This is a genomic window from Marinoscillum sp., from assembly GCF_965229915.1.
Lineage (GTDB): Bacteria > Bacteroidota > Bacteroidia > Cytophagales > Cyclobacteriaceae > Marinoscillum.
On the sequence record NZ_CBDDJZ010000002.1, the window covers coordinates 414,980 to 440,481 of the forward strand.

The 25,502-nt window shown below is 43.5% G+C and carries 23 protein-coding genes; 5 read left to right on the forward strand and 18 right to left on the reverse strand.

Annotation, left to right across the window (positions count from 1 at the left end; all coding sequences use genetic code 11):
- Nucleotides 1–294: 294 nt before the first annotated feature.
- The 3 genes from ACO067_RS23910 (at nucleotide 295) to ACO067_RS23920 (ending at nucleotide 2,390) form a co-directional block, all read left to right on the forward strand.
- Nucleotides 295–855 (forward strand): cupin domain-containing protein, encoded by a 561-nt coding sequence (locus ACO067_RS23910; RefSeq protein WP_421879466.1) that lies wholly within the window; start codon nucleotides 295–297, stop codon nucleotides 853–855.
- Nucleotides 856–1,099: 244 nt separating this feature from the next.
- Nucleotides 1,100–1,519, forward strand: coding sequence for a hypothetical protein (locus ACO067_RS23915; RefSeq protein WP_421879469.1), 420 nt, complete (start codon nucleotides 1,100–1,102; stop codon nucleotides 1,517–1,519).
- A gap of 199 nt (nucleotides 1,520–1,718) precedes the next feature.
- Nucleotides 1,719–2,390: an MBL fold metallo-hydrolase gene (locus ACO067_RS23920; RefSeq protein WP_421879471.1), complete on the forward strand. Its 672-nt coding sequence runs from the start codon at nucleotides 1,719–1,721 to the stop codon at nucleotides 2,388–2,390.
- Nucleotides 2,391–2,393: 3 nt separating this feature from the next.
- Here the strand turns inward: ACO067_RS23920 and ACO067_RS23925 are convergent, their stop codons facing one another.
- The 8 genes from ACO067_RS23925 to ACO067_RS23960 form a co-directional block, all read right to left on the reverse strand.
- Complete coding sequence (locus ACO067_RS23925; RefSeq protein ID WP_421879474.1) at nucleotides 2,394–3,251, reverse strand: metallophosphoesterase family protein; 858 nt, start codon at nucleotides 3,249–3,251, stop codon at nucleotides 2,394–2,396.
- On the reverse strand, nucleotides 3,235–4,581 hold the full coding sequence (locus ACO067_RS23930) for a sodium:solute symporter (protein WP_421879477.1): 1,347 nt from the start codon (nucleotides 4,579–4,581) through the stop codon (nucleotides 3,235–3,237). The genes ACO067_RS23925 and ACO067_RS23930 overlap by 17 nt, the downstream gene beginning before the upstream one ends.
- Nucleotides 4,582–4,642: 61 nt before the next feature.
- A complete protein-coding gene (locus ACO067_RS23935; RefSeq protein ID WP_421879479.1) occupies nucleotides 4,643–6,091 on the reverse strand; it encodes a SusD/RagB family nutrient-binding outer membrane lipoprotein in 1,449 nt (482 codons plus the stop codon).
- Between the two features lie 20 nt (nucleotides 6,092–6,111).
- Nucleotides 6,112–9,303 (reverse strand): SusC/RagA family TonB-linked outer membrane protein, encoded by a 3,192-nt coding sequence (locus ACO067_RS23940; protein WP_421879481.1) that lies wholly within the window; start codon nucleotides 9,301–9,303, stop codon nucleotides 6,112–6,114.
- A 58-nt stretch (nucleotides 9,304–9,361) separates the two neighbouring features.
- Nucleotides 9,362–10,405 (reverse strand): arsenosugar biosynthesis radical SAM (seleno)protein ArsS, encoded by a 1,044-nt coding sequence (gene arsS / locus ACO067_RS23945; protein WP_421879484.1) that lies wholly within the window; start codon nucleotides 10,403–10,405, stop codon nucleotides 9,362–9,364.
- A complete protein-coding gene (locus ACO067_RS23950; RefSeq protein WP_421879488.1) occupies nucleotides 10,405–10,743 on the reverse strand; it encodes an arsenosugar biosynthesis-associated peroxidase-like protein in 339 nt (112 codons plus the stop codon). Before ACO067_RS23950 ends, arsS begins: the two co-directional genes overlap by 1 nt.
- Nucleotides 10,744–10,864: 121 nt before the next feature.
- A complete protein-coding gene (locus ACO067_RS23955; protein WP_421879492.1) occupies nucleotides 10,865–11,542 on the reverse strand; it encodes a DUF2064 domain-containing protein in 678 nt (225 codons plus the stop codon).
- Between the two features lie 226 nt (nucleotides 11,543–11,768).
- Nucleotides 11,769–12,086, reverse strand: coding sequence for a thioredoxin family protein (locus ACO067_RS23960; protein ID WP_421879496.1), 318 nt, complete (start codon nucleotides 12,084–12,086; stop codon nucleotides 11,769–11,771).
- Nucleotides 12,087–12,166: 80 nt separating this feature from the next.
- Between ACO067_RS23960 and ACO067_RS23965 the strand changes: the two genes are divergently transcribed.
- Entirely contained in the window at nucleotides 12,167–12,787 is a 621-nt protein-coding gene (locus tag ACO067_RS23965; RefSeq protein WP_421879499.1) for a hypothetical protein, read from the forward strand.
- On the opposite strand, the gene ACO067_RS23970 is transcribed toward ACO067_RS23965, so the two are convergent.
- Complete coding sequence (locus ACO067_RS23970; RefSeq protein ID WP_421879501.1) at nucleotides 12,784–14,010, reverse strand: cystathionine gamma-synthase family protein; 1,227 nt, start codon at nucleotides 14,008–14,010, stop codon at nucleotides 12,784–12,786. The genes ACO067_RS23965 and ACO067_RS23970 overlap by 4 nt on opposite strands.
- A gap of 154 nt (nucleotides 14,011–14,164) precedes the next feature.
- On the opposite strand from ACO067_RS23970, the gene ACO067_RS23975 reads away from it, so the two are divergent.
- Complete coding sequence (locus ACO067_RS23975; RefSeq protein WP_421879504.1) at nucleotides 14,165–14,620, forward strand: Lrp/AsnC family transcriptional regulator; 456 nt, start codon at nucleotides 14,165–14,167, stop codon at nucleotides 14,618–14,620.
- Here the strand turns inward: ACO067_RS23975 and ACO067_RS23980 are convergent, their stop codons facing one another.
- From ACO067_RS23980 to ACO067_RS24020, 9 genes are all read right to left on the reverse strand, one after another.
- On the reverse strand, nucleotides 14,621–15,487 hold the full coding sequence (locus ACO067_RS23980) for an FKBP-type peptidyl-prolyl cis-trans isomerase (RefSeq protein ID WP_421879507.1): 867 nt from the start codon (nucleotides 15,485–15,487) through the stop codon (nucleotides 14,621–14,623).
- Nucleotides 15,487–16,149 carry a tRNA (guanosine(46)-N7)-methyltransferase TrmB gene (gene trmB / locus ACO067_RS23985; protein ID WP_421879510.1) on the reverse strand — a complete coding sequence of 221 codons (663 nt, stop codon included), beginning with the start codon at nucleotides 16,147–16,149 and terminating at the stop codon, nucleotides 15,487–15,489. The genes ACO067_RS23980 and trmB overlap by 1 nt, the downstream gene beginning before the upstream one ends.
- Nucleotides 16,146–17,432, reverse strand: a complete 1,287-nt coding sequence (locus tag ACO067_RS23990) for a bifunctional folylpolyglutamate synthase/dihydrofolate synthase (RefSeq protein ID WP_421879513.1) — start codon at nucleotides 17,430–17,432, stop codon at nucleotides 16,146–16,148. Before ACO067_RS23990 ends, trmB begins: the two co-directional genes overlap by 4 nt.
- Nucleotides 17,432–18,310, reverse strand: coding sequence for a hypothetical protein (locus ACO067_RS23995; RefSeq protein WP_421879515.1), 879 nt, complete (start codon nucleotides 18,308–18,310; stop codon nucleotides 17,432–17,434). Before ACO067_RS23995 ends, ACO067_RS23990 begins: the two co-directional genes overlap by 1 nt.
- Nucleotides 18,311–18,317: 7 nt before the next feature.
- Complete coding sequence (locus ACO067_RS24000) at nucleotides 18,318–18,707, reverse strand: ExbD/TolR family protein (RefSeq protein ID WP_421879518.1); 390 nt, start codon at nucleotides 18,705–18,707, stop codon at nucleotides 18,318–18,320.
- Nucleotides 18,704–19,363 carry a MotA/TolQ/ExbB proton channel family protein gene (locus ACO067_RS24005; RefSeq protein ID WP_421879520.1) on the reverse strand — a complete coding sequence of 220 codons (660 nt, stop codon included), beginning with the start codon at nucleotides 19,361–19,363 and terminating at the stop codon, nucleotides 18,704–18,706. The genes ACO067_RS24000 and ACO067_RS24005 overlap by 4 nt, the downstream gene beginning before the upstream one ends.
- Nucleotides 19,364–19,451: 88 nt before the next feature.
- Nucleotides 19,452–20,576: an SPOR domain-containing protein gene (locus ACO067_RS24010; protein ID WP_421879523.1), complete on the reverse strand. Its 1,125-nt coding sequence runs from the start codon at nucleotides 20,574–20,576 to the stop codon at nucleotides 19,452–19,454.
- 259 nt (nucleotides 20,577–20,835) lie between these two features.
- Nucleotides 20,836–22,476: a hypothetical protein gene (locus ACO067_RS24015; protein ID WP_421879526.1), complete on the reverse strand. Its 1,641-nt coding sequence runs from the start codon at nucleotides 22,474–22,476 to the stop codon at nucleotides 20,836–20,838.
- Complete coding sequence (locus ACO067_RS24020; protein ID WP_421879529.1) at nucleotides 22,476–25,478, reverse strand: tetratricopeptide repeat protein; 3,003 nt, start codon at nucleotides 25,476–25,478, stop codon at nucleotides 22,476–22,478. The genes ACO067_RS24015 and ACO067_RS24020 overlap by 1 nt, the downstream gene beginning before the upstream one ends.
- Nucleotides 25,479–25,502: the final 24 nt, after the last annotated feature.

Below are 25,502 nucleotides of genomic sequence, written 5' to 3' on the forward strand. Positions count from 1 at the left end.
TACGGTTCCGCAGGCCAATACATACGGTTCCGCAGACTGATGGAACCGTATGTGTTTTGACGAAGCCTTCATACCGAATGAAATAGTGATTCAAGAGCTCAAAATCAAAATGAATCATACGCTTTCCCCGCCCTTATCGTCGGGACTCAGATACCACCAAGAAAATGCTCGTTGGTAGTCAAGGACAAGACCAATTGCAAAAGGTCTTAGTAACAGATACTTTTGAGATATGTGAAAAGCTGAGCCGACAGAGCCTAGTGAGATGTTAATTTAATTTGTCATAACCAACTTGTCATGAATAACCGCAGAACCTTTCTTCAAAAACTAGGCGTTTTCTCGACCCTATGCCTTACAGGTAATCACAATTCACTGGAAGCAAACAATGTGCTAAAAGATTCGGATGGACTTATAATAAAAGCTGATGAAGGAGAAGTTAGATTCATAGGAAATACCCGTAAAGCGAAGGTGAACATTAAGGTTTCAAAAACACCTGATTATACTCCTGAAATATCTCTACTTACTGAGTTAATAACTCCACAAGATGGAATACCCAACCATAAACATCTCAATGAAGATGAATTCCTATTTATTCAGAAAGGAACTGTAGATATTACATTGGGTGATGCTATTCAAACGGGTGAACCGGGTGACCTTATTTATGTCCCAAAAAACACCTGGCATGGATTTAAGAATAATTGCGAAGAAGATGTGATCATGTTTTTTGGCTATTCACCATCGGGTTTTGAAGACTATTTCAGACAAATTGGAACAATCCGAATCGATGAGGAACTAGGTTTTACAAGTGAAGATTGGGCACGAACTAACAAAAAATATGGAGTGGTTTACAGAAGTTAACTGTCACTTAAGTAATCTTTAAATGAACCATTTCAGCAACCATTCCATCTTTGAGTATCTCCAAATGAATACTCATTTTGAGCGTTTTCATAACAGATGATGGAGTGAGTTGTCTGGTACGGGTGAAAAGTGTATTTTGAGGAAACTAAACCCTACAACTGAAGGCACTCAAGTGGATCCCAAAACTTCTGGAATGTGCTATATACGGTTGTACGACAGCATAAATCAACGAGAAACGACTATTATGAACGAATTACCTTTTGAATACTGGAATAAACTTTCAAGTCAATTCATATTAATCTCCGTTTTTCTGGGTGGATTCTCAATAGCCATAACGGCCAACTTACTCATTAATCAATCTGAAAAGCGACTTTACAATATCATTTTAAAGCTGGCAACTACTTCATCAGCTGGATTTCTAACTACTGTTTTTTCTATGACAAGTATTGTGCTGGCTACTACGGATGGGTCTCCCATCGGAGCTACTCAAAGTGATTTGAATACACCAAGGATTATTGGTTTCGTAGGATATCTGGTTGGCGTTTTGTCACTCCTCACCATTCTTGGTTTGTCTGGTTGGACTAAGTCCAAAGGAACAGGGTTTTTTACAACTGTAGTAAGTGTAATTACCTTGATTCTTTTTGCTGTGTCTGGGATATCCTAGTAGTACAGGGTACAAAGGTCGTTGGTAGGCTGCAGTTAACTAGCTTCTTGTTTCTGTCTAAACAACGTTGACGCTGAAGGTGCCCTGAACAAACCCTCCATTCACAATGATCTAAATGATCATATGTGGAACGAACTATCTTGGCAGTCTGAATGTACTTACACCGGAGTAAGCAATTTTATTAGTAAACACCTTCAACATGCTAAACAATCTTTATTTCGATGAGAACGCAACAAAACTGCAATCATTTGATTCCGGCCTTTATGCCACACCTGTATCTTCCCTGCCGTATATTAGTAATGTCCTGGTACGCTCTTATTTATTAGTACGCCCTAATGGAAACATTATTATTTATAACTCATTAGGTATTGATCAAGCGTCGGATGAAATAGCCAAAATTGGGGCATCTGTTGGTCTATTCATGAATCACCATCATGAAGCTATGTATGGAAAACCAAACCTGGATTTGCCCATCTGGATTAATGAACTGGATGAATCAAAAGCTAATTTACCAATCACAACTACCTATTCTGAGGAAAAAATCATTGGCGATGACCTGAAAATCATACCAACACCTGGTCATACACAGGGAACTACTTCATTTCTTTGGGACAATGGCCAGCATCGCTTTCTTTTCCCCGGGGATTCCATTTGGTTTCAAAATGGTGAATGGAAAGCCGTAGTACTTGGAGATAGTGATCGGTCTGCATACCTTGATAGCCTTGAAACCATGAAAAAATTGGATTTTGATTTCATGATGCCCTGGGGAGTAGAAAAGGGTTCACCTGCGGGCTATGCCATCTCAAGAGATCAAAAAATTGAAATCTTCGATAAGATTATTGAGCGTTTGGAAGCTGGTAAAAATTATTAAAACTCAATTCTTACTCCCTACTTCTTCGTCTGCCCGGAAAATCTCAAATCGCTTCCCCTGCTCCCTAGTCTCTTGCTCAGGTAAAATCTCGCAGTTGTCCCAGAGGCCGTCACCAAGCGTTTTGGCATAGGACGCTGGCAGGTTGTTTTCCCTCATTAAGGTGGCGGCAGTTTCATGGTCGTACTCGAAAGACTGATGTGTAAATGAAACGCCATTGGTATCGTCGAGGATCATGTACCATACGCGGGTCGTTCCGTCATTAGCTGGCATTCCTATTACTCCTGCATTGAGCCAGTGCTTCCCCTCTTTGGAATCACCAAATGGAAGACCGCAGTGTCCTGCCAGGATCACGTCGGCATCTGTCGCCTCGAAGTTTTTTTGTTTGGTTTCCCAGGGTGTAGATCGAAAAATAAACTCTGAAGTGTCTAAAAAACTTCCATGCAGGACAATCACTGATTTCCCGGCATAGTCGAATCGTAAAAAGTCAGGCCAGCTATTCAGCCACTGTTTGGTTGCTTCATTCACATGTGCCAGCGCATAGGGATACCACTGTTTGGAAAACAGGTCGCAGCGCGACTCTTCATTGAAGTTGCAGCCACAGTCTTCTTTGTCATCGCGGACCTGCATTTCCACATTCCCAGCGATGGAATGAATGCCCCACGTTCGGACCAGATCAAGGCACTCTTGTGGCTGAGCACAGTAGCCCACCACATCGCCCGTGTTGATCACGTTTTGTGCGGAAATTCCCTGCTCTTCAGCTATGTTTTTTAGTTGCTTCAATGCCTGAAGGTTGCTGTAAGCTCCTCCGAAGACCAGCACCTTACCGCTAAGGCTTCCAATGTGTTTAGACTTTCCTTCCATGAATAAACGATGATACGACAAACACGACAAAACAAGCAACTGTTCCCAGAATATTCGCAGAAAGCAATGCTCCATAGTTGGTATTCCAGAACACTAACTCATTGGGGTAAATACCTGCTGCATAAGCCATTCCAAATAAGGCACCCGTAACAACCACCCAAGCGAACGTAGCACGAGGCACCGGACGGCTCCAAAACAGAAAGACCGGGGCCAAGCCAATGACCATCGTTCCAGAGATGGTAGTGGCTGACAGAATCGTTGGATTTAAAAACACCGGAAGTGTCCCTACTACTGCCATGACGATCATAATGAGACGCCCAGAGTTAATGGACATTTCAAATAAACCAAGATCAATATTCACCAGTTTGGAAAAGGATGCAAAAGCTGAATCCAACGTAGACGCTGCAGACGTGATCATGATGAAATTGATCACCAACATAGCCACTACTCCCAGAGTCTTACTTACTTCTACCGCAGCCTGTCCAGTCATCCCCTGCTGTGCGGCATAGACTCCCACCAAACTAAACAATACAATGGCCACAAAGCCAAATGGCACTGCGATGGCAAAGGCTTTCAGGGTGGTTTTAGGGTCCGTTAAAAATCCCCGATCGGTCATCACCGGATCATGAAACGGATAACTGAACACCTGAATAAGGGCGACCAGCAACAGGTCGACTCCTCCAGCTAAGCTCCACTCTCCCGAACCAAGCAAGCTTCCCATTCCATTCGAATCAGGTAGTACCATCACAAGGATCACCACCAATAATACACCGAAGAAAATCATTTGAACGGCGTCTGTCATCATGGAGCTTTTGAGACCCCCACGAAGTGAATAAAACAACGTGAGCCCTGTGAATCCAATGATCGCCAGGTAGTATGGACTGCTTCCGATTTCACCAAAGTATGAGCCAATGACCATGGTATTGGACCACACCTCATTGAACAATCGGAAACCAATCAACACCGAAAAGAGTACCACAGCCAAACGGCCAAACTTGCTCATCAGAAAGTGATGAATGCTTTCGTAACCGCCTTTGGTTCTAAGTCGGTAAATGATGATCCCGGCATATAAAAACGAAAAATAATACATCGCATAAGCTACTCCTCCTACAATCCCATAGGTCAGGCCAAGGTTGGCGGCATTGGTAATCGACTTGGCAAAAATCCACGAAATGACCAGACTGCTGATCAGCAGCCACTGACCGGGAGATTTTCCCGCATTGGTTTTTGCCTGATAAAAAGTGGTCCAATGCCTGGCTACCGGTGAGAGTACGACCATCAAGATCATGAATCCACCTAGTAGCAGCCATTGTAAGGTTGTAGTGTTCACTTAAGTTGGTTTGGTTAGCTATGCTAATGCTCTGTCCCAGGCATAGCCTTTTGTTTTCATGTTACATTTCATCCCACCAAACTGGGAAGTTGATACTATTACCGTCAGTTCTGCCTGAGGCATCATCGTAATTGGACGCATTCAAAGCTTCTTCACTCGTTGGATAAGGCATTCGCACGGGTATCAGTCCGTTATTCAAACTCGCCGCAACTTGTTTGAATGCAGGATAACCTGTTCGGCGATATTCGATCCAGCCTTCATAACCGTTGATCAGATTGGCCAACCATTTTTGGGTGATGATCTGCTCCAGCGGATCTGTACCATTGATCCCATAAGCTGCATCTCCTGTAATCAAGTAATCGGAAGGCATCTCCGTATTCCAATAGGCAAATGCCTGCTCCACACCTTGCTCATAATAAGTCTGTGCGTTTTGCGTGATCAGTCCTCTTTCGGCAGCTTCCGCCAACAAAAAATTCGTCTCCCAACAAGTCATAAAGTTGGCATCCAACAAGTCTGTTTGCTCTCTGAAGATGACACCCGGCAGGCTAAAGTTCTTCAACGTCACCGGATTGCTGGACACATCCTGCCCGTTTAGCAAGCCACGATACCGTGAGTCCACAAAGGCACTGTCTGATGGCCTAAAAAACACTTCAATACGTGGGTCATCGAAATTTTTGAGCACTTCCTCAATCGTTTCAGACATCACAAACGAGTTAAAATCCCCTTCCCTGAGGTTGGCCATGCGGAAGTTATTTGGTCTACTTGCCGTAAAATCAAACGCCGCATTCTGTTCATTACTTAGTATATAGTTGCCAGCATCCGCTAGTGACTGTAGTTCGGATCGCACATCTACCTGATTTGAAATACGAACCAGGCTCTTAATGAGCAATGAATTGGCAAACCGTTTCCAGTTTTCCAAATGACCGTCCAGCAAATAATCACCATCAAGTGGCTGCACACCTGAGTAGGTCTCAATGGCTGCTATTCCTTGTCTCAAGTTATCCAGAACACCTCCTGCTCCGGTATAGATCGCTTCCTGGCGATCGTAAGCAGGGGTTGTTATTCCACCCGTCTTTCCCTTAAAAGCATTGCTGTACGGCACATCTCCATAAAAATCCGTCAGAGCTGCAGTCATGTACGCCTTCAATATCAGTGCAGGACCTTCATAGACTGCATAGATTTCATTCTCACGTGACAGGTTCAGCAAGATTTCATTATCCCTCAAGTTGGTGTAAAAGATTGGCCATGGGTTTCCACCCAGCTGTGGTGAGTACAGGTCTCCGCGATCAAACAGGTTAAAATCTGTGCCTGTAAAATACTGGCCCAAAAAACTCCCTGCGGTGAAACCTTCATAAGACATTTGCTCACCATAATCGAAAATAACTTTGCGGAGCAAGCTGGAAGCCGGAACCTCTGTAGGTGCATTGGGATTGGTATTGATTTCTTGAAAGTCCTCAGTACATGCCGACAGCAGCAACACGACCAGGCTTATTTTTAGATAATTCTTCATGTTAGTCATTGTCGTGCTGATTAGAAGTTGAGACCAATTTTGATTCCGTAACTACGTGTGGTAGCATAAGACATGTCTTCTACTCCACTCACAAACTGATTGCCCTGGACAGCCAGTTGCTCGGGATCGAAATGCGGAATTTCGCTTAGCGCAAACAGGTTGCGGCCAATGAGTGAAATGGACAACTGCACATCCTGTGAAAAGAAGTCTCCTCCCAAGCGATCAAAGGAATAGCCAATAGCCAGTTGGCGCAATTTCACATAACTGGCATTGTAGGTATTGTTTTCCTCGTGGTTTCGATCATAATATTGCCTATAGTAGGTTTCTGGATTGATGGCCTTGGTATTTGCCGTCCAGATTGGGTTTTCGGTTGTCCCGGTGTTGACCACTCCCTCAGCCACAATGCCACTTTCCGGTCGGTATGCTGTTTCTTCCAGCTGGCCAGCTACACCAGCCAGAGCCAGTGTTCGGGAAACCAACACTCCACCCTGTCGCCAGTCAAAAAGAAAGCTGGCATTCCAGTTTTTGTAACTCAACTCATTGTTCCATCCGACGATGAAATCGGGGTTGTAATTTCCGAGCAACTGTAAGTCATTGTTAACGATATACTGGCCATTTCCATTGATGACAACATCACCATTTTCATTTTTCAGATAACCTGTTCCATACATATCACCGATACGTCCACCCTCTTCCACCTGATAATAAACTGCCTGATTTGGGTTATCGTAAACACTGGAATAAGCCAATGTAATCCGGCCAGCATTGTCTGGAAGCGTTTCCACGGTGGTCACATTGCGGCTAAAGTTGATCTGTGTTCTCCAGGTAATGTTATTTCTAAAGACAGGAACCGCTGAGACAATAGCTTCTACTCCCTGAGATCTTACCTCTCCGCCATTGATCACCTCTTCGTTGTATCCTGAAGTAATCGAAATGGGTAAAGAAATGATCTGATTCTCCGTCAAGGCATTGTAGTAGGTGACATCAAAGCTCAGGCGATCATCAAAAAACCGAATATCAGTTCCCAATTCGATGGCTGTGGTTTGCTCAGGCAACAGATTGGCATTGGCAATGGTGCTCGCATCAGTAAAGGTTGGCAAAGATTCAACGGGTGTAGAAGGTGTGTACGTACTTGCTGTCTGATACGGATTGGTGTCATTTCCTACCTCTGCCCAGCTTGCTCGCAGTTTAGCGAAAGAGATTTGTCGAGGCAACATGAACTGATTCGACAAAATATAAGTGGCTGCTACGGATGGATAAAAGAAGCTTGGATCCGGCAAAGAGCTAGACCAATCATTTCGTCCAGTCACTTCAACAAAAACCAGGTCTCTAAATCCAATTTTGGCTAATCCATAAGCACTATTGATGCGCTTCCGGAAGGTGTTTTGGAAAATCTCAATCGGTGATGCTCCATTGGACAAGTTGAATACTCCTGGCACCGCTAACGTCAATACCTGAGATTGTATGCTCGAAAAGGTCTGATCCATCCGATTAGCACCCAGGCTTACATCCAGCGAAATGGCACCAAAGCGTTCATTGTAATTGAGCAACACATCTGAGTTGATCTCTCTAAACTCCACACCTTGCTCGGCATAAGCTCCCTGTTTGAATCGGTTGCTACTAAAATGCCTTCTAAACTGTCTATCTTCATTGGAGTAGTCCATTCCGGTCCTAACTGCCAGGCTCAGTTGATCGGTGAATTGGTATTGAGCTCTTACATTTCCAAACAGCCGATCGCGATCAAAGGAATTACGGTTTTCCTTTAATATGAAATAGGGATTGTCAAAATAGGCATAATTGAAGGTAAACTGTTCTTCATTTTCCAAACCTGGTTGCCAGTATTCTTTTAGCGCAGCAATATCTAGCGATCTTGGTCCCCAAGCCACCAGTGAGTAGTTTACATTCTCAGAGCCATAGCCATTGGACGGCCGGTTATCGCTTTGAGAGTTCACATAATTAATGCTTGTATTCAATTGAAATCGATCTGCTGGCTTGAAGTTCAGACGTGCCGATACGTTCTTACGATCAAGGTTCACTCCTGGAATGATCGACTCACTCTGCATGTCGGAAACAGAAAAACGATAGGAACCTCTGCTGAAGCCAGATCCGATCGATAAGTTATTGATGGTAGTGATACCCGTTTCATAGAAGTTTTTCAGATTGTCTGGATAAGCCTGAAATGCTGTAGGTGTAATCTCTAATCCATCGTAGAGCGCCAAATCAGCAGCTCGAACCACAGAACCATCTGGCAAGGTCACGGGACTGTTAAACTGTGGAATCAATCCTGCTTCACTAAACTTTGGTCCCCAGCTGTAAGACAGCAGGTCATTGGTACCACCGCCATTACCATCCACAAAGGCAAATTCTCCGGAATTACCCTGACCGTATTCGTTTTGGAATTTGGGTAGTTTGAACGCCTGCTCCACGTATAGCGAACTATTAAAACTAACACCCAACCCACGAGATCTTGATCCATCTTTGGTGGTGACAATGATCACTCCATTAGAAGCCCTTGTTCCATACAAGGCAGCAGCTCCCGGGCCTTTAAGCACGGAAAGAGACGCAATGTCGTCTGCACTGAGCTCCATCCCTCCATTTCCAAAATCAACTTCCTGAAATCCAGCTGCTGCGGCATCAGTGAAGTTGAGATTTGTATTGTTATTGATCGGTGTGCCATCCACGACAAATAATGGATTGTTGTTGGTAAATGACGCCTCACCACGAATAACAATCTTGGAGGTGGACCCCACTCCCGTTGCCCCCTGACTAATGGTAACTCCCGCTAGCTTTCCTGCCAGATTGTCTATGAAGTTGGGTGTTTTGACTTCTACCAGATCATCGGGATTTAATCGCTGCACAGGATACCCAAGATCCTTCGTTTGTCGCTCCATTCCCAATGCCGTGACCACCACTTCGTCCAACTGACTAGGTTTCTCGCTCAATTGAATGTCTATCGATTGACCACTCTGAATAGTAAACTCCTTCGATTCGTATCCCACAAAAGACACGATGAGTTCGGCACCTTCTGCTGCATTAATTTTGAAATCGCCATTATAATCAGAAATGGTACCTGAGTCGGTTCCCTTGATCAGAATGGAAGCGCCAGGGATAGGTTCGCCATTTGGGTCAGTTATTTTGCCACTCCAGATAGATTGAGCCAAGGCGATCACCCCGCTCAACTGCAGCAAAAGTACTAGGTAGAGTTTTTTCATTTTCGTTGTTTTGATGAGTTAAGCTTAAAGGGCTGATGCCATGCGATGAACCCGAGCGTCAGGTAGTCGTTCCCCCACAGCTACTTCCAGCTCCGGCAGTACAGCCATAGCAATGTTGATTGATGATGATTTCGCGACTCTCGAGTTTTTCCTGATCAAAATCCTTGATATGCTGAGGACCATTTTTGACTTTTAGCTCCAGCATCTGATTGAAGTCACAGTCATAGACATAACCGTCCCACCCAATACTTACCGTATTGCGACACATCACCCCTTCTGCTGCTGCAGGATTGAATGCGTTGACCAACTCATCCATGTAATCCTCGTATTTTTCGGACTTGACCAGATACTCCAGAAAGCGACTGATCGGAAGGTTTGTGATACAGAACAGGTCGTTGAACACGATATCATATTCGAGTAGTTTTCGCTTAAACTGGCTAGTCAGGGCATTTTGATCTCCCGGCAAGAATGCGCCTGCTGGGTTATATACCAAATCTAGTTTTAAACCAGTGTCCTCTTTGCCGTATCCCACCGTATTGAGCATCTGCAAAGCCTTGATCGACTTTTCAAAAACGCCATCGCCACGCTGCGCATCAGTCCGCTTGGCTGTGAAGTACGGTAAACTGGAAACGACATTCACCTTATGTTTCTTAAAGAATTCAGGCAAGTCATTGTACTTCGGATTGGCCAGGATGATTGTGAGGTTACACCGTACAATGACCTGCTTACCCAATTTACTTAGCTCTTCTACAAACCACCTGAAGTGAGGATTCATCTCTGGCGCACCACCTGTTAGATCAACGGTAGAAATATCCGTTCCCTCCAAAGCATCCAGACACTGCTGCATGGTTTCTCTGGTCATGATCTCCTTACGATCCGGTCCGGCATCCACATGACAGTGCGCACAGACCTGATTGCACATCTTACCCACATTGATCTGAAAAATATCTATGTGAGTGGGTTTTAGAGGAGAATGACCAATCTCTGTCATCTTTTGATCAAATGATGGGATTCCAATGGAATCGGCATCATCCAGGACCTCTAACTGTCCCTCTGGTGTTGCTAGTTTGTGTTTTTGTCTCTGAAGTGATTTTAGCATCATTACATTAATTTATCTTTCACTTGATTCATCATTTGCACGCCGTGTACCAGTGAAGCGCCACCTCTAATGGCGGCAGCTACATGCACCGCTTCCATCATTTGCTCTTCATCCACACCTTTTTTTAACGTGTCAGAAGTATACGCGTCGATGCAGTAAGGACATTGAATGGCATGGGCTACGGCCAATGCAATCAGTGACTTTTCTCGAGCGGTTAGCGCTCCTTCCTGGAAGACCTCTCCGTAGTAGTCGAAAAACTTGTCACCAAGCTTTTCCTGCCATTCGGTGATCTTTCCAAACTTCTTTAAATCGGCTGCTTTGTAATATGAATCGTCTTTCATTTTGTAGTTATTATCTGATTGAATAAATAAAATGCACATACCTCTGGTTCTACTCAGAGTATGCTTATTGGATGAAAAAGAATGTTGGTAATGAAGAATAGGTAGCTCCCAGAGCTGGAACTTAGCACAGTAGCGGTGGCGCTCTGAGAGACCTGGAAGTAGGCGCAATTAGAGCGTTAATGGACAAATGAATACGGTCATTGACCGACTGATTCCTAAATATACTTTTGAGAATTTTATACAGCCACCCCGTACATTCACTGACGGTTTTTCTCAAATCCTGAAAAGTATTGAGATCTCGCAATTCAGGAAGGAAGGTTGTGGCTGACGAGCAGTAATTGCTCAATGCTTCGAGTAATTGTCGCTTTTGCCACGGTAGTTTGACAAACTGCTGATAGTCAAAACTACTCCTAGACAGCCCAATCAGGTAAGCACCTTTTCGTTTGGTAGGACCAATGACACAATGACCTGCTAGAAGCTGATTGATCACCGGTGCAAAATCCATTTCCAACAAACCCGGAGCATCGTTTCCAATAGAAATGACTCCTTCAAACCCTAGATCATAGACGGTCTGATAAGCATTGGCTAAACGTTCACCAAACGAACAGCCAACTTGATTCGCTTCACTGAAATGAAAAACTGGTAGCTCCAGTTTTTCCAACATGCTCTTGGTCTGGTCTATGAGCGCACCCGTTAGTAATTGATTTGAACGCTGATAACTAACGAGCCGTTTGCTTCTGGACTCGCTCGTTACCGATCGACTGAAGAAGAGAATTGCTATACGGTGTTGTTGGCTCAAGAATATATTTCCGTCAAGTTCAAAGCTAAGCTACTGGATATGGAGAACAACCAATTGTTATCCTGCATGTTTCGTCTTACCTACGACAAATATTCAGCCATTGGATTTTAATCAAATGAAGAAAGAGTTTTCGTAGAGTAATCATTTACTAGGTCTAGCAATTATAGAGCTTCAATGAGACCAAGGAGAACACGTCAATTATCTAAAAAAGACCTGTAATGATTGACTAGTTCAACTTGGAGATCAACTCCACTACGGCGTCTTCCTTGCTCCCTGCAAAACCTTCCACTAACTCGCCATTCTTAAAAATAGCGAAATAAGGCAGATTGGTCACTTCTCCCGCTTTGCGCGCGTCTGGATTCTTCTCCGCGTTAACATCCAAAAAAGTGATTCCTTCAAATCGCTCATCACCTGAGAGTCGTTTGTACTTGGGTGCAAACAACCGACAGTTACCACACCAGTCCGCAAAATACTTAACCACTACCTTATCCTCCGACTTGAGCTTTTCATTAAAAGCTTCATCCGTCACTATTTCTACTGCCATTTTGATTCTGATTTTTTGAAAAATTAGACAAGTTAAAAACTCAGTTTTGGGTTACTTTGTCGAATCAAAATTACAAAAGGATGAGCTTAAAGACTTTCGTGAAGATTGGAAAAATTAACAACCTGTCAGATGCCAGATACTGCGCGGGTATGATGGTGGATATTTTGGGTTTCAACCTCCAGGAAGGCACTGAAGGATATGTAGACCCCAGTACGTTCAAGGAAATATCAGATTGGGTGGCTGGTGTATCTTTCTGTGGGGAATTTGTCAATGCACTTCCTGCAGAAATCAAACTTGCCACTACCAATTATCCCATCGATTTTGTGGAGGTGCAGGATGTAACCATTCTGGAAGAGCTGAGTGAGGTGGACGTCCAGATTATTTTTAAGTACCTCGTGGAGGATAAGGCCTCCCTATCTCAACTAGCGGCTCAACTTGAACTGGCAGCAGAGCATGCAGCTTACATCATTGTCAGTAGCACTAAACCTGAGTTCAGCAATGAAATACAGCAGAAGCTCACGGAAATCGATTTGGATGTACCTGTCCTGAGGGGCTATGATCTAAGTGTTGCGAATACACCGGCAATTGCTGAGGATGAGGTATTTGGTGGTATCGAATTAGAAGGCAGCCCGGAAGATCGTCCGGGCTACAAAGATTACGGCCTGGTAATGGATATACTGGAAGTATTGGACGAGGATTAGATCCGATCCAAAGCCTGACTGAGATCAGACCAGATATCTTCTACATTTTCGACCCCTACAGATAATCGAATCATCTTTTCGCTAAGTCCCAGTTCATTTTTAAGCTCACAGTCTACGTCTGCGTGGGTCATACTGTATGGATGCTGAGCGAGGCTCTCTGTGCTTCCTAAAGAAACAGCTAGCTTGACTAGTTTCATGCCATTCAGTACCTTGAAGGCTTCCTTCTCTCCGCCCTTTACATCAAAGGAAAGCATTGCTCCGGGAGAGCTATATTGTCTCTTGTAGATGTTGTAATCCTCACTTCCTTCCTTGAGCAATCCGAGATAATAGACCTTTTCTACGTTGGGGTGCTCTACCAGTCGCTGTGCCAGGATTTCTGCATTATTTGCTTGCTGATCCATACGTACTTTGAGGGTTTCCAAACTTCGCATTAGCAACCAGGAAGTCCATGGACCGGCCATGTTTCCCACGAAGGTTCGGAAACCCTTCACCCGAGCTATCAATTCTTTACTTCCCAAACAAGCTCCAGCCACCACATCACTGTGACCTCCGATATACTTAGTAGCTGAATAGAGTACCAAATCGGCGCCATGTTTCAATGGATGCGACCAGAGCGGCCCCATGTAGGTGTTGTCCACAGCAAGCAGTACCTGGTTCTCTGAAGAGTGCTCATTAGCCAATCGCTTACACATTTCTATGTCAATTAAAGCATTGGTTGGATTTGCTGGTGTCTCGAGGTAGATCATTTTCAGATTACCCTCGGCATTGGCAATGATCTCACGGATTTCAGTTTCGGTATGATTCGGTCGGAATTCTGCAGTTTTAATGCCGTACTGAGTGAGAATCTTCCGAATGAAATGGTCGGTACCACCATAAACCGGAGCGCTATGCAACAGCAAGTCACCTGGCTTCAGAAACTCGAAAAGTGTAGAAGTAATAGCCGACATGCCACTCTCAAAAACCGCACAGTCACCTGCTTCATCCCATAGAGATAATCTATTTTCAAGAATTTCAAGGTCGGGGTTATTCAAACGGGAATAAATAAGTCCCAACTCTTCGTTTTCTTCTTTTTCTCTAAGTCCATAGGCCACTTCAAAAAATGCCTTTCCTTCTTCTGCATTTTTGAAAACGAAAGTGGAGGTTTGAAAAATCGGGCATTTAACGGCTCCTTCTGATAGTTCAGGCTTGTAGCCATAGGACATCATCAAACTTTCGGGTCTCATAAGCAATGTGGTTTATTGAATAACAAAGCTATGGATTAAGTAAATATTTTCTTAATAAGTCACACAATTCAGAAATGGTATCTATTATTATAAAATTCATAGAATATATTACTTTTCATCACCCAATTTCAGTACATAAATAGAAAAATAATCCATGGACGCGAAAGACAAATCCATATTAGAACTACTCCAGAGCAATAGCCGATTGACCAATAAGGAAATAGCTGATAAAACAGGTTTAACGATCACTCCAGTTCACGAGCGGATCAAGCGGTTAGAAAAATCTGGCGTCATTCAGAACTACGTAGCCTTACTCGATCACGAGCAACTCAACTTATCGTTGATCGCCTTCACCAACATATCGCTAAAGGAGCACTCTAAGGAGTACATCAAGAAATTCGAACGAGAGATCACCAAGATAGAATCGGTGGTAGAATGTTATCACATAGCAGGTCAATTCGACTACCTACTTAAAATTGTGATTAAAGACATGAAGGCCTACCAGTCAGTGGTTATTGACCAGCTGGCCTCCATGGAAAATATCGCTAATGTGAACAGCTCTTTCGTAATGACCGAAGTGAAACGGTCCACTAAAGTGCCTATTGCTTAACTACTTAACTGTATTAAGCTTCACTTCAAAAATCAAAGTAGAATACCCAGGAATCGTATTGCTACCAGTAGCTCCATAGGCATATTTTGAAGGTATGAACATCTGGATAGTTCCACCTTCCTTTACGTAGGGCATTAAAATCTGCCACCCAGCAATAAGATTGCGTAAACTATTTTCAAAACCTGCACCGTTTTGAAGAGGCTCCTCTTCACCTAAAATAGTCAGCTTGTAATCCACATTTACTGTAGAGTTGGGTGCTGGATAGTCTCCAGTTCCCTCTTCGGTAATGATGTATCGCAGATTCTTAGTGGTATCAATTTCCGCTTCCAATCCATTTTCAGCCAGGTAATTATCGATCTTCTGCTGCTCGTAATCAAACTGTGTCAAAGCATCATGGAGTGTTACATCCAGAATCACCGTACTGTTCTTTGGCAATAGACCATCAAAGGCTGCACTATTTCCATAAGCAAAATAAGAAGGTAAATACATGCTCATACTTCCACCTTCATTCAGGTAAGGAGTAAGTACGTAATACCCGAGCAGCCAATTATTAATCGGAATATAAATACTGTCTTCGTTGATGAATTCTACGCCATCAAGCCTGGTCCCTTTGATATCTACCAGAGTCCAATCATCTAACTTGGGTTTACTACCATCTCCTTGCTCATGAATGACATAGCGCAGGTCGTAACCTGTTGTATCTATTTTGGCTTCTATCCCATTCTCATCCAAATAAGCATCAATGCGATCCTGCTCCTTTTCCAATTGTTCAATAGGATCTACAACATCATTGTCATTTAAACAGGACGTCAGAGCCACCAAACTACCTATGGCGATCAGCCAACTTGTTTTCATTACTTTCTTCATTACGAATTAAACCTAAATTTCATGTACTTAATCTTTTCACCTTTATCCGTCCAAATCTTTTCGTATTTGGTTTTGATCCCATGATGATCCTTCATCAGCTCCGGATCATTGTACAAGTCATGGGTAAACACCAGATCTTCTACAGGAAACTCACTTGCCAACACCTCCAGGGTGTAATCAAACAACGGAGTGTTGTCAGTTTTAAATTTAAACCAACCTCCAGGCACACAAAGTTTCCTATAGACGTTTAAAAATCGCGGATGCGAAAGTCTTCTTTTCTCATCCCGATCTTTTGGTCTGGGATCTGGAAATGTCAACCAAAACTCATCAATCTCCCCTTCTTCAAAGAAGTTTTCGATTTGATGGACCTTAGTACGCAAGAATGCAACATGACCCAGCTGGTTTTCAATGGCCTGAGTACTTCCCTGATACAAGCGATCCCCTTTAATATCCACTCCAATGTAATTTCTCTCGTCATTAACCTCTGCCAGGCCTACGCTATACTCCCCATCACCACATCCCAACTCAACGGTAATAGGACGCTCATTTTTAAAATATAGTTGGTTCCAGTTCCCTTTTATTTTATCGTAAAATGGTTTTCCTGGCTCGATGATGTTGGCACGTTTTGCATTTTCTGCAAAGCGGAATAACTTCTTTCTCACAATCCTTCAATTTCTGCGACTACAAAAGTACTACCACAAACTAATATGAGGTCAGAACTTCTGGCATTCTTTCTTGCTTCATCAATCGCCAGATTGACATTTTTGAAAGCACCACCACTAACACCAGCCTCACCCGCCATCCGCTGGAGATCCTCAGATGATAGCGATCTGGGCACGTCAGACTGAGTAAAGTAATAATGAGCATCTGGAGGTAGAATCTGCAGTACTTTCTTGACGTCCTTATCTTTAACCATACCGATGATCAGGTGAAGACTACCCGATGTATGCGCCTGAATTTGGTCCAGCAATACCGATAATCCTGGTTCGTTGTGACTCACGTCAGCAATCGTTAAAGGTGATTCACTTAGTATTTGCCACCTTCCTTTCAAACCCGTGGTTCTTTTGACCTGACTCAGTCCTATGCGAAACTGCTCATCTGAAATGCTGAACCCATTCCTATTGAGCACTTCTATGCTTTCATAAATCCCTGGAAGATTCTTCAGAAAATAACGTGCTGTAATGTCGGTCTTAAGGCTTTTTAAATCTTCTTGCTGATCTCTTTTGATATCAAAAACCTGTTCCAGTAATGATTCGCTGACGGACTTCACTCGCGTAGTAGCAAACTGTATCGGAGCCTCTACCTGAGCTGCCTTATTTCTGAAGACGTGCTGAAGATCAGGTTGATCAGCGCCAATGATCACCGGTATGTTTGGCTTGATAATACCGGCCTTTTCAGCAGCAATTTTCTCAAGAGTGTCTCCCAGCATATCTGCATGATCAAAACCAATCATGGTAATCAATGATAGCACCGGAGTGATGACATTGGTGCTATCCAATCGGCCTCCCAGCCCGGTTTCAATCACTGCAATATCCACCTGTTGATCAGCGAAATAGCTAAAGGAAAGTGCCACTGTCACTTCGAAAAAAGAAGGATTGATTTGCTCAATCAATTCTGTGTTACGGGTCACAAATGAGGCCACATAGTCCTGATTGACTTCCTCACCATTGATGCGAACTCTTTCTGTGAATGACTTTAAATGCGGTGAGGTGTAAAGGCCAGTTTTGTATCCAGCCGCTTGCAATATAGAAGCCATGGCATGGGCAGAAGAACCTTTCCCGTTTGTTCCAGCGATATGAATAGATTTAAATCGATGATGAGGATTTCCAAGTGCCTCCAGCAAGGCAATGGTGTTGGTCAGGTCTTTTTTGAAAGCCACTTTGCCCTGGCGCTGAAACATGGGCAGCCGCTCATAGAGGTAAGTTAATACCTGCTCGTAGTTCATTATTTAGCCTTGATGATAAATGTGATAGTTCCAGATGAAGTAGGTGCTGGACGGTATTCATTGGTTTTAGAAAACGATAGCCTCTCAATAGACTGTTTATAAAATCGCTCTACAGTTGGGGACACAGTAGATGAAACCAGATCAATTCCAATGATGTAACCGTCCTGATCCACTTTGATCTTATAAACTATTTTCCCTTCCTCCGATGAGTTGTCCTTCGGCTCAGGTTTAAAATCCCAAACCCATCCTGACATCTGTAAACTAGCTCCCGTTGAAGAGCCCTGCTCACCCATTAGCGCTCGTCCATCAATGGTGCCTTCTTCTTTACCTTCTCTGCCATCTTTGTCATTTTGACCGCTGCTATCGTTAACTTCTCCTTTTTCGGCCTTAGGCATCACAGCCTCTTGATTCACTTCTGCACTCTTTTCCTTTACAGGCTCTGGTTTTTTAACCTGCTCGGTTGGTTTCGGTTTTGGTTCTTCTTTCGGCTTCTCTTTTACTTCTTCTGCTTTTTCCACCACATCAGGACTGGACGTATCCGTCAGAGGGACTTCTTCTGTGCTTTCCTCTGGCGAAGACTCTTCTACTGGCTCAGTGGTCTCCACTTCCTCTGATTGCTCTACATTTTCCTCATTGGATTCATCCGTTTGCTCCTCTACGGCATCTTCTGATTCAATAGGATCCGGGTTGGTAACTGGTTGTGAGCTAGAGCCCACATTCTCCACTCCAAAGCTCAGTTCGATTCCATAAGAAGGAATGGGTGGAAAGGGTTCCTTCCAGGCTATCAGGAAATAAAACAACAGCAACAGCACCAATTGGATTCCAATGGAGGTAGCCAGGCTAATGCGTCGATATTTCTTTTCCTTTTCCTCAGACATGTTGGTATCAATTTGGCTTGGTAGCAATGCTTACACGTGCTTCTAATGCTGTAGCAATTCCGGCCACAGCCACTACATGCTCCACCGGTACCGATTTATCACAGTGAAGCACTACTACGCCTTCCTTACCGGAAAAAGCATCTCGAAGCACAGGCTCCAGTTGATTGAATGTCACTTTGCGGTCGTCCACATAATACTGTAAGTCATCAGTTATTGTTACACTGACTTTCTGAATAACGATCTCAGAACTTTTGCTGGAAGGTAAGTTGACTGGCAACCCTGATGGTGTAATGAACGAAGCTGTTAACATGAAAAAGATCAGCAACAAAAAAATCACATCCGTCATGGACGACATGCTGAAGGCTGCTTCAATTTTATGTTTGGAGTTTAAGTTCATTTCTGTGGTTCTTGTAGTAAGTCAACGAAATCGATGGCTGTATATTCCATTTTGTGCACCAGCTTTTGAACTCTTGATACCAGGTAATTGTAACCCAAATAGGCTAGAATACCCACGAACAAACCAGCTGCTGTGGTCACCATGGCCTCATAAATACCGCTGGAAAGTAGCTTCGGACTGACAGCTCCTTCTTCCTGAGCGATAGCTATGAAGGCTTGAATCATACCCGTAACGGTACCTAAAAACCCAATCATCGGTGCAGCACCACTGATGGTAGCCAACATACTCAGGTTCTTTTCCAGCCTGTAAATCTCTATTTTGCCAGTGTTTTCGATACTCACCTCAATGTTTTTTAATGGACTGCCAATCCTTGATATGCCTTTTTCAATCATCCGGGCTACAGGTGTATCTGTTTGTGCACAGAGCATTCTAGCACCTTTTACATTCCCCTCCAACACCATATTTCGGATTTGATCCTTAAAATCTGCAGGTGTCTTAGATGCATTCTTGATGATCAACAATCGCTCCACAAAAATATAAATGGCCCCAATCCACAATAAAATGATCGGAATCATCATGACGCCTCCATTCATGAGTAGTTCAAGAACAGAGATAGTCTCAAGTCCTTCGGAAGGTTCTAACTGTAACAGTATCATGTAGTTATAATAGTGTATAAACAAAAAAATCGTTTAATCTCGCAAGACTCAACGCGAGATTAAACGATAGATTGTTTGAATAGTTTGATTAATATCTTAAAGGCCAGATGTCATCACCATACTCTCCTTTGAGCGCTTCCAGACCAGCTTGTGCATCTTTAAAGCTATCGTACTCAGCGATGGCTACACGAACAAATTTGGAGTCTCTAAACGGAGGAATAATGATCGGACTTTTACCATCTGCCGATAGCTCCTTGGCAAAATCCATGGCCAAATCATCATCGAAGAAACTACCAATGACAATGTAAGTCTTACCTGTCCGCTCAGACATGGTAGTGATCTCACCAGCTGGCTTAGTATTGGCCGGCTTTGTTGTTGGCTTAGGCTCTGGCTTCTTAGCAGCAGGCTTAGGTTCCTCTTTTTTAGGCTCAGGCTGCGTCTCTGCTGGCTTTTCTACTGATTTCTCCTCAGGTTTTTTGGCAGGTGCCTTTTTCTCTGTTTTGGCTACTTGCTTTTTAGGCTCATCGGAACCGCTGTTCCATACGAGAAGAAATACAAAAGCAATCACTGCAATGACCAATGTACCAATGACTACAGTACGAACAAACTTGCCCCGATTAGAGCCACTATCATCGTAGTTGTATGATTGGACTGGAGGTGTGGTACCTCCTCCATGAGAACTAGCGGCTTTCTCAGCTTTTGGTTCATCCGCATATTCGATACCAGCATCAAAGTCAGAATCATCGTCCGAGTCAAATACAGAAGCTGAAGGTTCTGAACTATCATCATCTGCATCGCTACCGATTTCTTCAGTGGCTTCAAAATCCTCAAATGATTCCTCTTCATAGAAGGCTCCAGAATCACCTTCTGCCTTGAGTTCTTCCTCAAGCTCTTTTTCCAATTCCTTCTCCCAGTCTTCGGTCTCAGCATCATCAAAATCGCCAAGATCCTCCTCAGAGATCTCTTCATCCAGGATTTCTTCGCCAACTGGCTCAGGAGTTGCTTCGGGCTCTGTAGGTTCTTCAGGGGTGAATTCTTCAGGAGTTTCTTCCTCTTCTATTTCATCGTCGAAAGGCTCTTCATCCATTGGCTCATCGCCATCGTCATCGAGCTCATCATATTCTAGATCAGGTAAACCAAAATCCTCATCATCATCAAAATGATCGTTGTTTTCTTCTTCCGGATCTTCGTTTTTGTTTTTATCGTCTGCCATTAGAATTGATTTAGTCAAAACCAAGATAGCAAAAACTTCATTATTCCAAAACAATGAATTTTGCTTTTACCTGCGAAGATGTCATTTATACCTAAATAAAACAACAAAATTACTTGTTTATAAAGGCATCCTAAAGATCCTAAATTAGCACTTTTTTGAGATGAGACCGGCCCTATTGCCTATTGTCATCAGTACTTCAACTTGCTGCACAAAGGTTTTCTCGATGATGCATCAGAATTAATCCTTGTTAGATATTTCTTTAAAACCGATAAATAACTCCAGCTTTAATCGTAAATCCTCGTGTAGGATAGTTGAGGTATCGTTCATATTTGGTTCCCAAGACATTATTCATCCGTAAAAAACCAGACCAGTTTTTATTGAATGAATAGGTACCCTCCAAACTCAAATCAAGTATGGTGGGCAGCTCTACGATACTTCCATCTGTAGGTGAAGGAGCTTTGATCCCTTGCAAGACTGTCAGATCAGACTGCACAGTAAACTTTTTACTCAGCTGCTGACTGTAAGACACCTGTAGCTCAGTAGTAGGAAGATACCAGGCCTCATCAAACAGATCGACCTGATAGGAATAGATGATCATTCGTCCCAACAAACTCGAACGGTTATTGATCCAACGGACTGTAGCTCCGAAACTGGTGGTGCCAAGACCATCGGAAGCATAAGCCACTCTAAACCGTGAGCTATCCGTTACTGAGTGATAGAATAATGGCTGATAGATGGAAAATGAGTACCCAACAAAAGGTTCAAGAGACAAGTCGGAACGTAAGGCGTAGTTGACCCCTGCAGTGAGCTTGATTTGATTATTTTGATTCAGCAGCGTGAGTGAATCATCCAGGTAACGATTTTGGAGCCGGAGATCGTTTATATTGGTGGAGTAAAGCCCTCCTGCTGCATCTACAAAAATGCTGAGCTGATCTGTTGCCATGAAATCAATAGCCACATCAGGATATACGTTAACAGCATTGGTACTATCATCCTTCCCTACTGTCACGAGAGCACCAGCCTTGATGCTGAACTGATCCGTGCTAAACCGAACGCCCGGATTGATATCGAAGACAGTACGTGTGGAAGAAAAGCCACTAGTGTATTGCCAGTTCGTCAGGTTGAGTCGGGTGAAAGCAGACCATTGATCACTTAGCTGGTAAGTACCTGTCCCTTCCAAAGCCACACCTATATCTTGATTGAAAGTGCTTCCTCCACTGCCCATCCCTACTGCCTGAAAGGACGGCTTGAAACTAAATAACCAATCGTCTGAAGGTGAAAGGTCTATCGGGACAGCCAGGTAGAAATGATTCAAATTCACACGATCCGTAATCTCAGCCGAATCGCCATCAGCCCTACCATAATAGTAAAAGGACTCATTTTCAAAAGAAATCACAGGAGCCAGGGACATGGTCTCTTGACTCAACCTTCCTGTCAACCCCACCAACGTATTGGCATAAGCGCTCTCCTCTTTTCTCACAGGACCTGTGGCAAATGATTCATGGTAGAAATAGGCTCCAGCACTGGTTTGCTCATTGATGTCCCAACCACCATATCCTTGTAGCAAAGGGGAAAGGTAATTTCCAAATCCTCCTTTGAAGTAATTCCAATTGTCAGTCTCTTCGCCTGCCACTTGATAGGTCTTAATGACTGGCTGAAAAGGTGTGGTTGCCAAACTGACCTGGGGTCTGGATAGGTTATAACTTAAAGAAACGGTATCCTGACTCACAGGACGCAGCTGTGACTTCAGGTATATTCTGGAAGCCTTAGGAAGCGTAAGGGGTTTGTCTTTCTCGATGATGATCTGCGCATCCTCTATTTCACCTGCAGGTGGTTCGTCCTGAGCCTGCACCCGAAGTGAGGCGAAAACTAGAAGTGATAGGTATAGTAGATACTTCATTACTTAATAGAGTCTTGCTGATTGTCTGATACGATTGCCTGTTCTGCTTGTTTTTGAATGGCTGCCAGCTTCTGCTGTGCCTCCTTTTTTATCTCAGGAATCGTTGCATTATCGATGATGGATTTGGCGGTAGCCTCAGCCTGTAGCAACTCTCCCATCTTCAGGTAATTGTCCGCAATGAGTAAGAAAGACTTACCCACCCAAAAAGGATAGGAACCATAATTTCTGTTGAGATCAAACAACACCTCCAGGGACCTTTTGTACTGCTGCTGATCATGATATATTCTACCAATTAAGTATTTAGCCTCAGCACCTTTTTCATTTTGAGCATCATTGGCAACCTTGATAAATTCATCCATAGCTGGGCCATAGTTCTTTTGCTTGTGGAATATTCTTCCTTTGATCAGCCAGGTTTCCGCCTCCACATCACCTGGCTTCCAGTCTCCGGCAAGTATTTGATCTGCATAATACATGGCACTATCCAGGGAGTTATTGGCATAATGAGCTGTCAGAAGTCCCTCCTGTGCCAGGTAGAGTTCTTTTCTGTTACCTGCCCTGGCATACAAGACCTGATAATTGGCAATAGCTTGATCATATTGCTTACTGCTCAACAAGGCCTTACCTTTCTTGTCTAGAGAGCGGATCAGATAGGATGAGTTTCCATCTGCTATTACCTCATCAAAACTACTTACTGCTTCAGTCCATCGCTCTAGCCGGTAATAGGAATCCGCGAGGAAATAGTTAGCATCTAGCTCAAATCCGCTTTCAGGATACTTGGTATTGAATTGAATCAACTTGCGAATGGCCTGCTCATAGGACTGATTGTAATAGCTGGCTTTGGCATCCTCGAATGCCACTACTTCCAGGCTGCCATCATCCGGGTTGCTGGCTTGAAACTTATCCATATACCCTTCAAAATCGTCCACAGCAACTCCTTTTTTCATTACCTCCTGTAGTCCAAGTAATGCATCATTGGCAATTTCGTGGTTCATGTAGTTATCCAGTACCTCTTGATAGGCATCTCTGGATTTATCCAATTCATTTAGATTAAAGTAGCAGAGCGCCAAATCTGTCTTGGCATAAGGCGCTAGATTACTCTCCGGAAATGTCGATAGCAGTCCCATGTAGGTAGTTGCTGCTTTTTGAAAATTCCCCTGAGAAACATAGACCTTACCTTTCTGAAAAAAAGCATTATCCGCATAGGAAGATCGGGTATCAGCAATAGTCTGATCAAAAGCAGCAATGGCTATCTGAGGCTCACCTTTGAGCTGATAGGCCAAACCCAACTGATAGTTAATATAGGACTGATACTCCGGTTGATTTACTTCTTTGTATTGTCGGATCGCTCGATCGTAAGACTTTTGTACGTAGTAGCAATCCGCTAGTCTTAACCGTGCATCCACTGTCAACTCATCTCGTTTGAAACTATTTTGGATGAAGTCCTGAAAATACCGCTCGGCCACCCCGTAATCTTTTTCGTTGTAGCTGATGTATCCCAGTCCGTAGCGTGATTTGTTGGTCCACTCATCGATCCCCTGACTCATACTTTTACTATAAGCTTCACGTGCTCTTGAGAAATCATTCATCACGGATAGGCATTCGCCTTTTAGATAGTATGCCTGAGCTGCAATCTCCTTGTCCATGGCATAGATAGATGCTTTGTCAAAGTACTCAGCAGCACGCTGAAACTTGCTATCGTTAAACAAAAGCTGCCCTTTCTGGAAAGCCACTTTCTGATAAGCTTTTTTGAGTGGTGTTGATTTATTGGGGATGGACTCAAGATGCGATAACGCTTGATCATAATTAGAACTCTTGAGATAGGACTGGGCCAGTAGCTCATTGGCTTCCAACTTCCATCGACTGTTGGGGTACTGTGATAAAAATGCATTGAAATCATCCACAGCTTCAGCAAATTGATTTCGCTGGTAGTTAATCTTTCCCAATGTCACATATGACTCCTCCACCATCTCAGGGTTACTGTTGGTTTCTGTCACCTTTTTAAAAGCACTATAGGCGTAGTTGAGGTTGGACTCTTTCATGTAGAGCTGACCAAGGTAAAAACTACTCAATTGCCCAAGCTCTCCTTTTTCCAAACCTGCAAGCTTGAAATGTTCTATTGCATTCTGATTCTGACCTGTTTCAAAGTAACAAAGAGCTAGCTTGTAATGAGTGGCTGCTGTCGTGCGTCGATTGAGGTCGACATAGCGCTGTAAATAAGGTGCTGCTTTTTCATAGTTCTTTTGGCTGTAATAGGCTTCACCTAATAACCTGTTCAATTCCTTTTGCCCATCATTTTTCACGGTTTTCAGCTTATTCTCTCCATATGCATAGAGACGGTTATAAGCTCGGGTTTCGAAATAACAACTGGCAATTAACAACGCTACTTCATCTCTGTATTTGGCATCTGCTTGATCGATGGGTTCCAACGCCGTTAGTGCACTGGAGTAGTCGCGCTCATTGAAATACAGTGAGCCTAGATAATACGAAGCGTCCTCATAGAAGTCCCCTCGGTAATCGATCACTTGTATGAACTGCTCTTTTGCTTTTTCGAATTCTTCGTTAGACAGATGGGAATACCCCAGACGAAACAACCATCTTTCCTGATCGTGTACGGACAGCTGGCTCTTTCTGACCAGCTCATAGTACCTGACCGCCTCCTCAAAATCCTGCTGCTCGAAAAAATGATTACCAATGATAAAATTGGCACTTCCTGCAAGAGGATGTCCCGGGTAATCAGTGATAAACTGACGGATGCCTGTCAATCCGGTGCGGTCCCCACTCTTTAGTTTGGATATGGCCAGATAGTAATTAGCCTCCACTCTATCTGCATCAGTCAAGGACGTATATCTTTCAAATAGTCTTGCAGCAGCCGCATAGCTACCTTGTTGATAGCTAGTGATTGCTTGATTATACATAGATTGAGCTCCTTCCCCAACTAATGACTGCTGAGCCTGAAGTCCCAAACAGGATAATCCAAACAAGAAAATAAGAATTCGCTGCATGTATTGCGTTTTTGATTTACCGTA